This window comes from Arthrobacter sp. D1-29, assembly GCF_054130585.1.
The window spans coordinates 3,330,630-3,344,487 of the sequence record NZ_CP096383.1 but is presented as its reverse complement, the minus strand read 5'-3'; the positions used below and the strand labels follow the sequence as shown (position 1 = coordinate 3,344,487).

Below are 13,858 nucleotides of genomic sequence, written 5' to 3'. Positions count from 1 at the left end.
CCGGCAGGAGCGGCGGCCATCCTGCCGCCACCCCAATACTCCGGAGACTCATGGAACGCACTGTTGCAGCACGCCTGGTATTCAAGACAGCGGCCGACACAAAGGCTGCCCTGGCCGTTGCCGTGGCCAAAAACCCCGGCTACTCGTCCTTTCAGGAATCCCTGGCCGTCACGGTGGCCGGCGAGGAGGTGCCGGTGACGGAGGTTCCGGACCACCATGGGGGCCGCATGCACTACATGGAGTTCGCCGACCCCTCTGAAGTAACCGTTGACTATTCAGCAACGGTGACAGGACAGGCCCTCCCGGAGGAAGCCTCACTGGCGGACCTTATCCGCTACGTCCGGCCCAGCCGGTATGCGGAATCGGACAAGCTCCTGCCTACGGCCTATGCGGAATTTGGCGGCCTGCACGGTGAGGAACTGCTGCACGGTGTCAGGAACTGGGTTTATGGCGAGCTGAGGTACATCAGCGGCTCCTCCAGGGGGACGGACGGGGCGGTGGAGACGCTCCTGAACCGCCGCGGGGTGTGCCGGGACTTCGCCCACCTGGCCATTGCGTTGCTCCGCTCGAAGGACATCCCGGCCCGGCTCGCGGCCGTGTACGCCCCGGGACTGAGCCCCATGGATTTCCATGCCGTGGCTGAAGCGCACGTGAATGGAGCCTGGCACATCATTGACCCCACTGGCCTGGCCCCCAGGGAGTCAATGCTGAGGATCACGGCGGGAAGGGATTCCTCCGACACCGCATTCCTGTCCACCATCGGCGGCAGCCTGACCCTGAACCAGATGCGTATCACCGCTGTGGTCAACGGAAACCTGCCGGTGGAAGACCCTGCCAGGCTGGTTGTGCTGGCCTGACAGGCTGCCCAGGCTGACAAGGCTCCGCTGGCCTGACGGCTGTGTGGGCTGACAGGTTGTGCTGGCAGACAGGCTCCGCTGGCTGACAAGGCTCCGCTGTCCTGCGGGCTACTTCACCGGCTGTTTTGCCGGCCGCGCACCCACTGAATTCCTGAGCTTCTCGGTGAGGCGCTTCAGTTCCTTCTGCTCGGCAGGGGTCAGGGCGGGCCCCATCAGGCCGGCGATGTCGCGGACGTGCTCGCGGCCTATCTCCTTCTGCAACTCCACCCCCGCCTCGGTCAGCTTCAGCAGCACGCCGCGGCCGTCGTCGGGAGCAGGTGTCCGCGCCACAAGCCCGCGCTTCTCCAGCCTCTCCACCAGCCGGCTGAGGCTCGACTGGCTCAGCAGGACATGGTCGTTTAGTTCGTTGAGCCGGAGCCAGCCGGAAGGACATCTGGAGAGCGTGAAGAGGACGTCGTACTCATTGAGCGCCAGCTTTCGAAAAGCCGGACCCGACTGAAGCTTCCGCATCACCGCTACCTGCGCCCGGAACAGGGACTCCCATGTTTCTGCGGCCAGGCGCACAGGGGATTCAGATCCTCCGGGGCTCATCACGCCTCCGACGGTGCCGGTTCGGCGCTCTGGGCAGCCATCAGGGTGGCAACCCGGCCCGCGTGGGTGGGCGGATCCGGAACGTGCGCCGGCTTCAGCGCTGCGTATTCCTTGCGGAGCACCGGGAGGACTTCCTCGCCGAACAGGTCGAGTTGCTCAAGGACTGTCTTCAAGGGCAGGCCCGCGTGGTCGATCAGGAACAGCTGGCGCTGGTAGTCGCCGAAGTACTCCCGGAATGTCAGGGTCTTTTCGATGACTTCCTGCGGGCTGCCCACCGTAAGCGGTGTCTGTGACGTAAAATCCTCCAGCGATGGGCCGTGGCCGTAAACAGGAGCGTTGTCGAAGTAGGGACGGAACTCCTTCACGGCATCCTGCGAGTTCTTCCGCATGAAGAACTGGCCACCAAGGCCCACAATTGCCTGGTCTGCCTTGCCGTGTCCGTAGTGTTCGTAGCGTTCACGGTAAAGGCCGATCAGCTGCTGGTAGTGCTCCTTGGGCCAGAAGATGTTGTTCGCGAAGAACCCGTCACCGTAGTAAGCAGCCACTTCCGCGATCTGAGGTGTGCGGATCGAACCGTGCCAGACAAAGGGGGCGACGCCGTCGAGAGGCCGCGGCGTGGACGTGAAGTTCTGGAGCGGCGTGCGGAACTTCCCCGACCAGTTCACGGTGTCTTCGTCCCAGAGCCGGCGCAGCAGGCTGTAGTTCTCGATGGCCAGTTCCACGCCGTCCTGGATGTTCTTGCCAAACCAGGGGTAGACCGGCGCGGTGTTGCCGCGGCCCAGGACGAGGTCCACGCGTCCGTCCGCGAGGTGCTGGAGCATCGCGAAGTCTTCGGCGATTTTGACGGGGTCGTTGGTGGTGATGAGCGTGGTGGCCGTGGACAGGATGATCCGCTCGGTCTGCGCCGCGATGTAGGCGAGCGTCGTGGTGGGGGAGGAGGAGAAGAAGGGGCGGTTGTGGTGCTCGCCGATGGCGTAGACATCCATGCCGATTTCTTCGACCTTCTTGGCGATGGCCACCGAGGCTTTGATGCGCTCATTCTCACTGGGGGTGCGGCCTGTGGTGGGGTCAGTGGTGATGTCGCTGACGCTGAATACGCCGATCTGCATGATGTGCCTTCCGTTGCTGGCTTCTCCGGGCTTGTTCCAACTGTACCCGAAACTAGATGCATTTGCATCTATCGTCTTCTGTAACGCAGGGCTGCTGGAGTTATTCCCCGGCGGCGTGCCTTAGCCCTAGCGGGGCTCGGCGGGCCATCTGGTGCACGACGACGACGGCGCGGCTATCCGCTACACCGTTCAGTTCGCTTGGTCCCTGGGAAGGTCCGTCCCCCCGCAATGCATAGCGACCCGTGCGCCTGGGACCGGTCAGTTAAGGACGCTTCAGTTTGGGCGCCTTCAGTTTGGGACGCTTCAGTTTGGGGCAGCGTTTTTGTCAGAACCTGCTGGGATGCTTTTCTTATGGACAGCACGGGGGCTTGGACGGCGGGGAGCGGGGCGGGCTTGGAGGCTGCCACCGGTGGTGGGATCGCGGGTGCCCTGGCTGCTGTTGAAGCCTCCACGGCTGCCTTTGGCCGAATCATCCGGCCCCATTTGGATGACAGCACGGCTGGCCCTGGCGCCGCTGGTGAGGTGGACGCCGATCCTGTTTCGGTGCTGGACGCCGATCCGATGCAGGATTCTGATCCGTTGCGCCGACGGCTGGACGCTTACCTGAATGCGCTGGCCGAGGTTGGCCGCGCTGAGGCAAAACATGCGGCGCTGAAGGTACATCTGGCCGCCGGAATCGCCGAGCTGGCAGAGGCCGTCGCCGCCCCGGCGGTGACCGCGCAGGACGCCACGGCGCAGGAAATGTCGGTGATCGCGGAGGTCGCGTGCGCCCTGACAGTCAGCGAACGCACCGCGGGTGCGCTGATCTCTGAATCCCAGGCCCTGACCAGAGGCCTGCCGCAGACCTTGTCTGCGCTGCAGGAAGGCAGCATTTCCTGGCAGCAGGGGGTGTCAGATTGTTTGTGTAGGAGGGCTGTAGTCGCTGGGTGATTGGAGAATCATTGTGGCTATGACTAGACCCCGTGAGGTGTCCCCGGAGGAGTTGGCCCGCAGGGCTGCGGCGGCCGGCAGCATGGAGGCGTTGAAGGCTTCGGGCGCGTTCGATGAGCTGATGAACCAGATCGATTCCGGACAGCTGGAACTCGACGGCAAGGACGGTTTCATCCAGCAGCTGATCAAGGCCTCGCTGGAACGCGGGCTCCAGGCCGAGCTGTCGGGGCATCTGGGCTATGACAAGGGCGATCCGATCGGGCGTTTCCTGCCTAACGCCCGCAATGGGTCTTATCCGAAGACGCTCGGGACCTCCGCGGGGGACGTGGATCTGGCCGTGCCTCGTGACCGTGCTGGGTCATTCACCCCGCATCTGGTCCCGAAGGGTGCGCGCCGGACAGGTGGCCTGGATGACATGATTATCAGCCTTTACGCCGGCGGGATGACGGTCCGGGACATCGCCCACCATCTGGAATCCACGCTGGGCACGGAGCTGTCCCACGAGACGATTTCCAAGATCACCGATGAGGTCCTGGACGAGGTGATGGAGTGGCAGAAACGCCCACTGGAGCCGCTGTATCCGATCCTGTATCTGGATGCGATCATCATCAAGGTCCGTGACGGGCACCAAGTGCAGAACCGTGCCGCGCACATTGCCGTGGGCGTGGACATGGACGGGATCAAGCACGTTCTGGGGATCTGGGTCGAAGCTACCGAGGGTGCGAAGTTCTGGGCAGGGGTCTGCGCCGAGCTCGCCAACCGCGGCGTGAAGGACGTTCTGATCGTCTGTTGCGACGGGCTCACCGGCTTCCCTGAGGCGATCGCCGCGACCTGGCCGGCCGCGACCGTCCAGACCTGTGTCGTGCACCTGATCCGTGCCTCGATGCGCTTCATCGGCTACCAGGACCGGAAGAAGGTCGCGTCCGCTCTGAGGCCGGTTTACACCGCCCCGACGGCCGACGCCGCGCAGGAGGCACTCGATGCATTCGAGGCCTCCGATCTGGGACGGAAGTATCCCGCAACTGTACGAACCTGGCGCAACGGTTGGGAGAGATTCATCCCCTTCCTGGCGTTCCCACCGCCGGTCAGACGGATTATTTACACCACGAACGCGATCGAGTCGCTGAATTACCAGCTGCGCAAGATCATCAAGAACCGCGGGCATTTCCCCAACGACCAGGCGGCCGTGAAGCTACTCTGGCTGGCGATCTGCAACATCGAGGACAAACGCACCAGTGCCCGGACCAAGCTTGAAGGCAGAGCCCGGGAAAACCGTGCCAAGACGGTGAACAAACTCATCGAGGGAACCTTCACACCTGGATGGAGCGAAGCCCTTGGCGTCCTCCTCCTGAACTATCCCGACAGACTCGGACCTTACCTAAACCGATGAGACTGCACCCGACTTACACAAATAACTTGACAGGCTCCGGCAGCACGCCCGGATTATGGTTGACGAAACCAACAATCTGAAACCCGCAGACGCGGCCGCGCTGGAGGCACATTTCCTGGACCCCGAGGCACCCGCCCCTGCCCGCGGAGTCGCGGCCGGGGAACTCGTGCCGTCCCGGTTCCGCGCCAAGGCCCGCACCTGGCGCGAACGCCACCACCCCGTCTCCATCGAGAAACGCCACGCCAAGGGCGTCCAGGACCGGCGGCTGGAGTACCAGCCGGACCGCGACGGCATGGCCTGGCTCGCCGCGTACCTCCCGGCCGACCAAGCCTCCGGGATCTGGGACCGGACCACCACCGCCGCCCGCGCCCTGCAGGGCCCGCACGAAAGCAGGACCCTCACCCAACTCCGCGCCGACCTGACCGCCACCTGGCTGCTCACCAACAACACCAGCGGCAGCCTCACCGCGCCTATGGCTGGTGGAGGAACCGATCGCAGACGAATTGCCGGCGATACTGGCGACCGCACGATGGGCGCCACCAGCACTAATAGCAGCATCGGCGGCACCGGAACGGGCAACGGCACCAGGCTCGAGACCGGCATCGCCGGTGCTGTGCCGTCGCCAACGGCGCAGGTCCTCATCACCGTGCCGGTCATGGCCCTCCTGGGCGCCACCGACGAACCAGCCACCCTGGACGGGTACGGGCCCATCCCGCCGTCCATGGCCCGCCGCCTCGTCAGCGACGGCGCCACCTCGTTCATGCGGGTCCTGACAGACCCCCGCGACGGCGCACCTCTGGAAATCGGCCGGACCAGCTACCGCATCACCAAAGCGATGCGCCAATGGCTGCGGCTCCGGGACGGCAAATGCCCCTTCCCCGGCTGCAACAACCACTCCCTGGACAACGAAGCAGACCACATCCTCGCCTGGGCCCGCGGCGGCACCACCGGCATAGCCAACCTGGGACAGCCCTGCCCCAAACACCACCGACTCAGACACACCACACCCTGGACCCCAACCGGCGCCACCAAAAACAAACCACCCGGCTGGACCTCACCAACAGGACGAAGCTACCCCAGCGAACAACCCGACTGGGAACCACCCCGCTGGCCGGAGGAAATCACGGATACGCAGGCTGACCTGGACCTGATCGACGGAGTTGGTTCATTCCTCGATCTCGTTGGCGCCGGCCCGGCCTTCTTTAAGCCGGCTGGCCCATCCCTGCCCGACACTGATCCGCCCGACACTGATCCGCCGGGCACTGATCCGCCCGGCACCGATCCGCCCGGCACCGATCCGCCCGATACTCATCTGCCGGATACTCGTCCACCAGATACTCATCCGCCGCACGCTGACTCGAGGAATGCTGACCTGTTTGAAGGTTGTGGGCCAGACAGTGACGTGGACGACGCCCACCTGCCTATGGATCCGTTCCCGGAGTGGTACTCGTTCGTGGCCGCGGACGCCAGGTGCCTGACAGGTTTCGGTTTTGCCGGATGAAGACCCTCAAAACAGAGCTATTCAGGTTCCCCGGGAGCCGCGCGGCGGCCGGATGCCTTGGGGATCATCCCGGTGGTCCAGTCACGAAACTCGGCGTCGACGTCGTTCGCCTGCGCAAACTCCGGCCGTCCGAGCATCGCGCTGAGCAGTGCTTTCTTTTCGCGCCGCCCTTCCACGAGCCGGTACAGCACAGGAACCAGCACCAGTGTCAGGGCGGTGGAGGAAATCAGGCCGCCGATCACCACTACGGCCAGCGGCTGGGAGATGAAACCGCCGCCCCCGGTCAGGCCGAGTGCCATGGGCGTGAGGGCAAAGACCGTGGCGAGCGCAGTCATCAGGATGGGCCGGAGGCGCTGGCGTGCCCCATGCGTAATGGCATCCGCCACGCCCATGCCGGGCTGGCCGTTGCGCGGTTGGCGGTACTGGTTGATGAGGTCAATGAGCACAATGGCGTTCGTCACCACGATTCCCACCAGCATCAGCATGCCGATGAGGGAAGGCAGTCCCAGGGGAACACCGGTCACGAGCAAAAGGGCAACCGCACCGGTTGCCGCGAACGGGACGGACACCAGCAGGATCAGCGGCTGAACAAGGGACTTGAACGTCGCCACCATGATGACGTAGACGATCGCTATCGCTGCCAGCAGAGCCAGGCCCAGCTGCTGGAAGGACTCCGCCTGCTGGGTAGTGGCGCCGCCGATCTCAGCCGTGACTCCGGGAGGCAGAGCCACCGACGTGAGCCGTTTCTGCACCTCCGCGTTGACGGCGCCGAGATTGGAGCCCGACGGCGTCACTGACACTTTGGCGGTTCGCTGCCCATTGCTGGCGGTGATGGAGACCGGAACATCCACCTGCTCCACGGAGGCGATGCTGCCCAGGGTCACGGGGCCTGCGGCGGCGGGAAGCGGGATGGCCCGCACGGCATCTATGCTGGCGAACTTCGTACCCTGCCCGATCTGCACCGGAAAGTCATTGGTTTCGATCCGGAGAGTGCCGGCAGGGACGGGGCTGATGGTTGAGGCCAGGACACCCGCAACCTGCTCCTCGTTGAGCCCGGCCGCTACCGCCCTGCCGCGGTCCACCTTGACCTGGACAACAGGCTGAGAGGCCGAAAGGTTGGTGGTGACTTCGCTGGTTCCCGGCACGCCCATCATGGCCTGAACCATTGCATCGCTCGCTGTCCGGAGATCCGCGGACGTTGCCGCTTTCAGAGTGATATCAACAGTCGAGGACGTGCCGAAGCCGCCCTGCTGCGTTCCCACCGAAACCTTCCCCGAGTCCGGCACCTTAGCCAACTCATTCCGGACAGTCTGCTGCAGCCGGGCCTGGTTGACCTTCTCATCCGTGACCACAGTGAAGGTGGAGTTGGACGCCCCGGATGATGTCAGGGCAGCGAAGCCTGTTTGCGCGTTGCCTGAGGTGACCTGGACGTTTTTGACGCCGTCGATCCTGCGGATCACTTCCTCAAGCCTGATGGCGGCAGCACTCGTGTCTGCCAGGCTTGTTCCGGCCGGCAGCACTTGGCGGACGGTCATGCTGTTCTGGCCGGAATCGCCCAAAAGGTTGGTTGCCATCAGGGGTGTCATGGCGGCGGTGCCCCCCAGCACCAGGGCAGCGGCCACCAGGGTCACGACAGGATGCTTCTGGGTCTTGGTGAGGATCGGCAGGTAACCACGCTGCAGCAGACTCCTCTGTTCGGCTTCCTGCGCCTTGGCACGGGCAGCCGCCGCTTCCCGGCTGGCCGTTTCACCGTCCCTTGATGATCCTGCACGTGTGGGGGACTTCAGGAACCAGTAGGCGAGAACAGGGACGATCGTCAGGGACACAAGCAGCGAAGCGAGGAGCGCCATGGTGACGGTCAGGGCGAACGGGCGGAAGAGCTCGCCTGCCAATTCCCCGACAAACGCAATCGGCAGGAAAACTGCCACCGTGGTCAGGGTCGAGGCCGTGATGGCGCCGGCGACTTCGCGGATGGCCGTCAGGATCGCGGTCACCTTTTCCTCGCCGTAGCTGAGGTGGCGCTTGATGTTCTCGATCACCACAATCGAGTCGTCCACCACCCGCCCGATCGCAATGGTGAGTGCGCCCAGCGTGAGGATATTTAACGAATAACCTGTGGCAGACAACCCAATGAAGGTGATCAGGAGCGAGAGCGGGATAGAGATTGCTGTGACCATGGTGGAGCGGGCGGACATCAGGAACACCAGGATCACGCCGACGGCGAAGCCCAGTCCCAGCAGCCCCTCAGTGGTGAGGTCCTTGATGGATTTCTCGACAAAGGGCGCCTGGTCGAACACTGCCGTGAACTTGGCGTTCGAGCCGAGTTCGGCTTCCAGCTGGGCCAGGGAGTCCTTCACCGAGTGGGAGATCCCTACAGTGTCGCCTTCGGGCTTTTTGGTGACGGAGACAGCCAGGGTTTCCTCGCCGTTGGTCCGCGTGATGGATGTCTGTGGATCGTCCTTGAGGCTGACCTCTGCCACCGTGCCGATGGTGGCGGAGTCCTTGGCGCCGCCCAGGGGAAGGGCTTTGATGGCGTCCAGTGAATCCACGGGGCTGCCAATCTGCAGCGAAAGCGTTTTGCCCTGCTCTTCTATGGTGCCCGCTGGGATCAATGCCCCGTTATTGCCCAGCGCATCCCGGATGGACTGGATGGTGGCGCCTTTTGCCGCCATGGCGTCAGCACGGGGAAGGATTTCGATGTGCTGGGTGGCGCCGCCTGTCACATCGGCACCCCGGACGCCGTCGATCTTCTGGAGCGCGGGAACGCTGAGGCGCTGCAGATCGGCGTTCAGGTCGCTGAGCGGTTTATCCGATGACACGGCCAGGAACACGATGGGGAAGTCACTGATGCTGCCGGCGATGGGCCGCGGCTGCACGTCCTCTGGCAGGGTGCGCTTGGCATTTGAAATGGCGCGGTCGATCTGGTTCCGGGCCCGGTCAAGGTTGGACCCGTAGGTGAAGACCATGGTGATCTGCGAAACGCCGTTGCGTGAAGTGGAGGAGGTGGACTCAAGGCCTTCGACGCCGTTCAGCGCAGTCTCCAGCGGCGCGCTTACCTGCTTGTCCACCACTTCGGGGGACGCGCCGGGCATGGCCGTCAGGACAGTGATCTGGGGGAACTCGATGGAGGGTATGAGTTCCTGTTTCAGCGATGACATGGTGATCACCCCGAACACGGACGCGAACACTGTGACCAGAGCGATCAGGGCCCGGTTCCCCAGTGAGAGTTGTGCCAGCCGGAACATCGCGTGGACTCCTGTGGGGTTGACGGACTGCTGTGGACCGGATCTGCCCCCTCCGCGTTCGGGTCCCGGTCCTGAAGACCGGGACCCGAACAGAAGACCCTGCAGGGTCAGCGTGAGGCCGAGACGCCTTCCAGCTGAAGAGCCTTGGCCGTTGCCCTCTCGAGCTCCTCCGCCAGTTCCGGGTTGTCATCGAGCTTGACGCCGTAGCCGGGCATCATGTCTTTGAGCTTGGACTGCCACCCCTTGAAGTTCTTGGGGAACGCCTTCTGCAGCAGTTCGATCATGATGGGCACCGCGGTGGAAGCTCCGGGCGATGCCCCCAGGAGGGCACCGATGGAACCGTCGCGGCCGGCAATTACTTCGGTACCGAACTGAAGCACGCCGCCCTTCTTCGGGTCTTTCTTGATGATCTGTACACGCTGGCCGGCGGTGATGAGTTCCCAGTCGCTGTCCTTGGCCTCCGGGTAGTACTCCCGGAGCGCTTCGACCTTGTCTCCGTGGTTCTTCGCCACTTCCTTGATCAGGTACGCCGTCAGGTCCATGTTGTCCTTGGCCACGGCCAGCATGGGGATGACATTGCTGGGGCGGATGGACAGCGGAAGGTCCAGGTACGAGCCGTTCTTCAGGAAGTTGGTGGAGAAGCCGGCATACGGTCCGAACAGGAGGGAACGTTTCCCGTGGACGTAGCGGGTATCCAGGTGCGGCACGGACATGGGCGGGGCGCCCACGGAGGCCTGGCCGTAGACCTTGGCGCTGTGCTGCGCCGCGAGCTTCTCATCGGTGCAGCGGAAGAACTGTCCGGAAACAGGGAAGCCGCCGTAGCCCTTGCTTTCCGGGATGCCGGAGGCCTGGAGGAGATGCAGTGCCCCGCCGCCGGCGCCCACAAAGACGAACTTCGCGTGAATCTTCCCGTGTTCCCCGGAAGCCGGGTACTTGAGCGAAAGGTTCCAGCCGCCGTCGGACGCTTTGGAGATTCCGGTGACCTCGTGGCCGTAGTTGGTCTCGACGCCGTTGTTTCCCAGGTACGTGACGAGCTCGCGGGTGAGGGCACCGAAGTCGACGTCTGTTCCTTCCGCTGCCCGGGTGGCGGCGACGCGCTGCCGCGGATCCCGGCCCTTGACTATCAGCGGCGCCCACTTGGCAATCTGGGCCTGGTCCTCGGAATATTCCATGCCCCGGAACAGGGTATGGGACTTCAGTGCCTCATAGCGTGTCCGCAGGAATTTGGTGTTGTCATCCCCGATGACAAAGCTCATGTGGGGGACGGTGTTGATGAAGCCCTTGGGTGAGCCGATCAGCGACCGTTCCACAAGATGGGCCCAGAACTGACGGGAGAGCTGGAACTGCTCATTGATCAGCAGTGCCTTGGAAGGGTCCACCGAGCCGTCTTTGGCTGCGGGGGAGTAGTTGAGCTCGCATAGGGCGGCATGCCCCGTTCCGGCGTTGTTCCACGGATCCGAGCTCTCCAGCCCGGGCTGGTCCAGCCGCTCGAAGAGGGAAATCGTCCAGTCAGGTTCAAGCTGCTTGATGAACGCCCCCAGCGTGGCGCTCATGATGCCGCCGCCAATCAGGACAACGTCGGCATGTTTGGTCTTGGAAATGAAGGTCACAATCAGTCTCCGATAGCAGCGGCTCTGGCTGTCACAGAATATCCCCGCGCGGCCCGCATACTGAAATTGGTCCGGCCCGTCAAGGCTTTAGCTGCACCTTCGTGAAAACTTCGTTTAAGACAGGGGACGCAGGGTAACTGATCACCCGGTCCGAGAGTGCCAGCGCCGAAATGGGGAAGGCGATGGGGACAGCGGGGACGGAGGCCGCTATCTGGGCGTTGATGGTGTGGTACTGCTCGTCGCGTTCCTTGCCTTCCGGCATTCCGCGAGCCCTGTTGATCTTGGAGAAGACCTGGGCGTCCTGGTATCCGAACTCGCCATTCTTCTCGCCGAAGAGCGGGCCCACAAAGTTGTCGGCATCCGAGTACGCGCCGTTCCAGCCGAGCAGGTGGAGGGCGTGGTCGCCGGGGGACTGGACTTTCTGGAGATACCCGTCTGACCACTCCACCGGTACCGGCTTGATGTTCAGCCCGACGGCGGTCAGCTGGCGGCTGATTTCGGCATAAACCTTTTCGGGCGTGGGCAGGTACGGCCGTGTGGCGTTGAGCGGGTAGTAGAACCGCAGCTCCTCGCCGTTGTAGCCTGCCTCGGCCAGATAGGCCTTTGCCTTGACAGGGTCATGGCCCAGCGACGGAGCATTGTTGTTGAAGCCGCTGATCTTGGGCGGAACAAACTGGGTGGCCTGGGCTGTGTTGTCGATGAAAAACCTGCGGATCAGCGTGTCTTTGTCGATCGCCATTTCGATGGCCTGCCTGATCTTGGTGTTCTGCAGGATAGGCACCTCCTGGTTCATGCCCAGATACATCACGGAGAACGGGTCCCGCTGGACAATCTGCTTTCCACGTTTGACCAGCTGATCGAAGTTGCCCACGGTGACGGCGTCGTATCCGTCTATTGCGCCGTCCAGGAGTGCCTGGAGCCGTGTTTGCGGATGGTCGTACGTGACAAATTTGAGGGTGGCAATCTGGCCCTTGTCCCCCCAATAGTTTGGGTTGTTGATGAGCGTGACGCTGGCTTCATCCCAGGCTGCCAGGCTGAACGGCCCTGTTCCCACCGGGTTGGTGGCGAAGGCGGACAGGGCTTGTCCGCCCTTGGTCCGGTCCAGGACGTCGGCGGTGCCGGCCACAAGGGCAGCCGGGGAAGCCATGGCAAAGGCGGGGAGCGTCAGGGCCTGGAGGAAAGCCGTGAAGCGCTGCGTGAGATCGATGCGTACAGTGTCGGCGGACAGCGCGGTGCAGCTTTTGAAGATGGACAGTGATGCCTCATCGGAGTGGGCCTTGAAGACGCCTTTGAAGGAACTTCCCGGCGCCTGTTTCCGAAGTCCTTCAGAGAACGCGAACCACCGGTTGAAGTTGGCGCAGACGGCGTCGGCGTTGAAGGGGGTGCCGTCCTGGAATGTGACGCCGCTTCGGAGCTTGAACGTGTAACTGCGGCCTTCGTCGGATTCATTCCACTCAGTGGCGAGCAGCGGTGTGGGCTTGCCGGTGGTTTGGTCCACACCGACCAGGCCTTCCAGGATCTGCCGGGTGATGCGGTGGGACTCCACATCGTTGGAGAGCGCGGGGTCCAGGCCCAGCGGCTGCGATGCCGTACCAAAGTTGAAAATCTCCGAAGGATCCGAAGCTCCGGTGGTGGCTGTAGGAGACGTCGGCGAAGGAGCGGGCCCGGGGCCTCCCGTGCATGACGTTACGGTCAACGCCAGGAGAACGGCGCCGGTCTTGATCACCGTTCGCCGCGATGTACTGCTGGGCACGCTCTAATCACCTCTGGGCTGATGGCAGGCACCGCGGACTGCGGACCGGACACAGTCTAGTTGACCGACCTGAGGGCATGGCTGAGGCCCGGCATGTGCAGGCCGGGCCCCAGCTTTTTTGCGCCTTGATGTTACTTGGGCATCAGTACCGAAATGTTACTTGGGCATCAGTACAGAGTCGATCAGGTAGACCGTGGCGTTGGCGGTCTGGACTCCGCCGCAGATCACGTTCGCACCGTCCACCATCAGGGCGTCCTTGCTGCCTGTTACGGTGACGCTTCCGCCCTGGACCGTGGCGTGGGTGCCAGCGATCTTGTCAGGGGTGATCTGGCCCGGGACCACGTGGTAGGTCAGGATTTTGCTCAGGAGGGCGTCATCAGTCTTGAGCGTTTCGATGGTGGCTGCATCGATCTTAGCGAAGGCGTCGTCAACGGGAGCGAAGACCGTGAATTCACTGCCGTTGAGTGTGTCCACCAGATCCACCTTGGGGTTCAGCTTGCCGGAGACGGCAGCTGTGAGGGTGGTCAGGATGGGGTTGTTTGAAGCAGCCACCGCAACGGGGTCCAGAGCCATTCCGGCTACCGACCCTGCTCCGGTGGGGACCTTTTCCGCGTAGCCTGCACAACCGGGACCAACCAGGTTTGCTGCCGGATCCATGGCCGCTGAGGAACTGGCCGACGGAGACGGCGCCATGCTGGACTCTGACGGTGCGGCTGCGGGAGCCGAGGAGTTCGGCGCCGTTGCCGCAGTTCCGCCACAGGCGGTCAGGCTGAGCAGGGCTGCAGTTGCAACGCCTGCGACGGTGAAGGTTGTGCGCTTGAATGACTGCATTTTGTTTCTCCTTGGTTGTGCCGATGTGTTGCCCGCCGCAT

The 13,858-nt window shown here is 63.5% G+C and carries 9 protein-coding genes and 1 pseudogene; 4 read left to right on the top strand and 6 right to left on the bottom strand.

What is annotated here, in order from left to right; genetic code table 11:
* The first annotated feature begins 50 nt into the window (after nt 1-50).
* Nucleotides 51-857: a transglutaminase-like domain-containing protein gene (locus M1E17_RS15045; RefSeq protein WP_457962787.1), complete on the top strand. Its 807-nt coding sequence runs from the start codon at nt 51-53 to the stop codon at nt 855-857.
* 108 nt (nt 858-965) lie between these two features.
* On the opposite strand, the gene M1E17_RS15040 is transcribed toward M1E17_RS15045, so the two are convergent.
* Both M1E17_RS15040 and M1E17_RS15035 read right to left on the bottom strand, forming a co-directional pair.
* Nucleotides 966-1,448 (bottom strand): MarR family winged helix-turn-helix transcriptional regulator, encoded by a 483-nt coding sequence (locus M1E17_RS15040; protein ID WP_457967774.1) that lies wholly within the window; start codon nt 1,446-1,448, stop codon nt 966-968.
* A complete protein-coding gene (locus M1E17_RS15035) occupies nt 1,448-2,557 on the bottom strand; it encodes an LLM class flavin-dependent oxidoreductase (RefSeq protein WP_457962786.1) in 1,110 nt (369 codons plus the stop codon). The genes M1E17_RS15040 and M1E17_RS15035 overlap by 1 nt, the downstream gene beginning before the upstream one ends.
* A 351-nt stretch (nt 2,558-2,908) precedes the next feature.
* Between M1E17_RS15035 and M1E17_RS15030 the strand changes: the two genes are divergently transcribed.
* The 3 genes and pseudogenes from M1E17_RS15030 to M1E17_RS15020 all read left to right on the top strand — a co-directional run.
* A complete protein-coding gene (locus tag M1E17_RS15030; protein ID WP_457962785.1) occupies nt 2,909-3,487 on the top strand; it encodes a hypothetical protein in 579 nt (192 codons plus the stop codon).
* An 82-nt stretch (nt 3,488-3,569) separates the two neighbouring features.
* Nucleotides 3,570-4,877, top strand: a complete 1,308-nt coding sequence (locus tag M1E17_RS15025; RefSeq protein ID WP_457965858.1) for an IS256 family transposase — start codon at nt 3,570-3,572, stop codon at nt 4,875-4,877.
* A gap of 40 nt (nt 4,878-4,917) precedes the next feature.
* A pseudogene (locus M1E17_RS15020) lies at nt 4,918-6,378 on the top strand (DUF222 domain-containing protein); the annotation flags it as partial.
* Nucleotides 6,379-6,395: 17 nt separating this feature from the next.
* Here the strand turns inward: M1E17_RS15020 and M1E17_RS15015 are convergent.
* The 4 genes from M1E17_RS15015 to M1E17_RS15000 form a co-directional block, all read right to left on the bottom strand.
* Nucleotides 6,396-9,623, bottom strand: a complete 3,228-nt coding sequence (locus tag M1E17_RS15015) for an efflux RND transporter permease subunit (protein ID WP_457962784.1) — start codon at nt 9,621-9,623, stop codon at nt 6,396-6,398.
* A gap of 107 nt (nt 9,624-9,730) precedes the next feature.
* A complete protein-coding gene (locus tag M1E17_RS15010; RefSeq protein WP_457962783.1) occupies nt 9,731-11,233 on the bottom strand; it encodes a malate:quinone oxidoreductase in 1,503 nt (500 codons plus the stop codon).
* A gap of 79 nt (nt 11,234-11,312) precedes the next feature.
* A complete protein-coding gene (locus M1E17_RS15005) occupies nt 11,313-12,986 on the bottom strand; it encodes an ABC transporter substrate-binding protein (protein WP_457962782.1) in 1,674 nt (557 codons plus the stop codon).
* 156 nt (nt 12,987-13,142) lie between these two features.
* On the bottom strand, nt 13,143-13,817 hold the full coding sequence (locus tag M1E17_RS15000; RefSeq protein ID WP_457962781.1) for a fasciclin domain-containing protein: 675 nt from the start codon (nt 13,815-13,817) through the stop codon (nt 13,143-13,145).
* Nucleotides 13,818-13,858 lie beyond the last annotated feature (41 nt).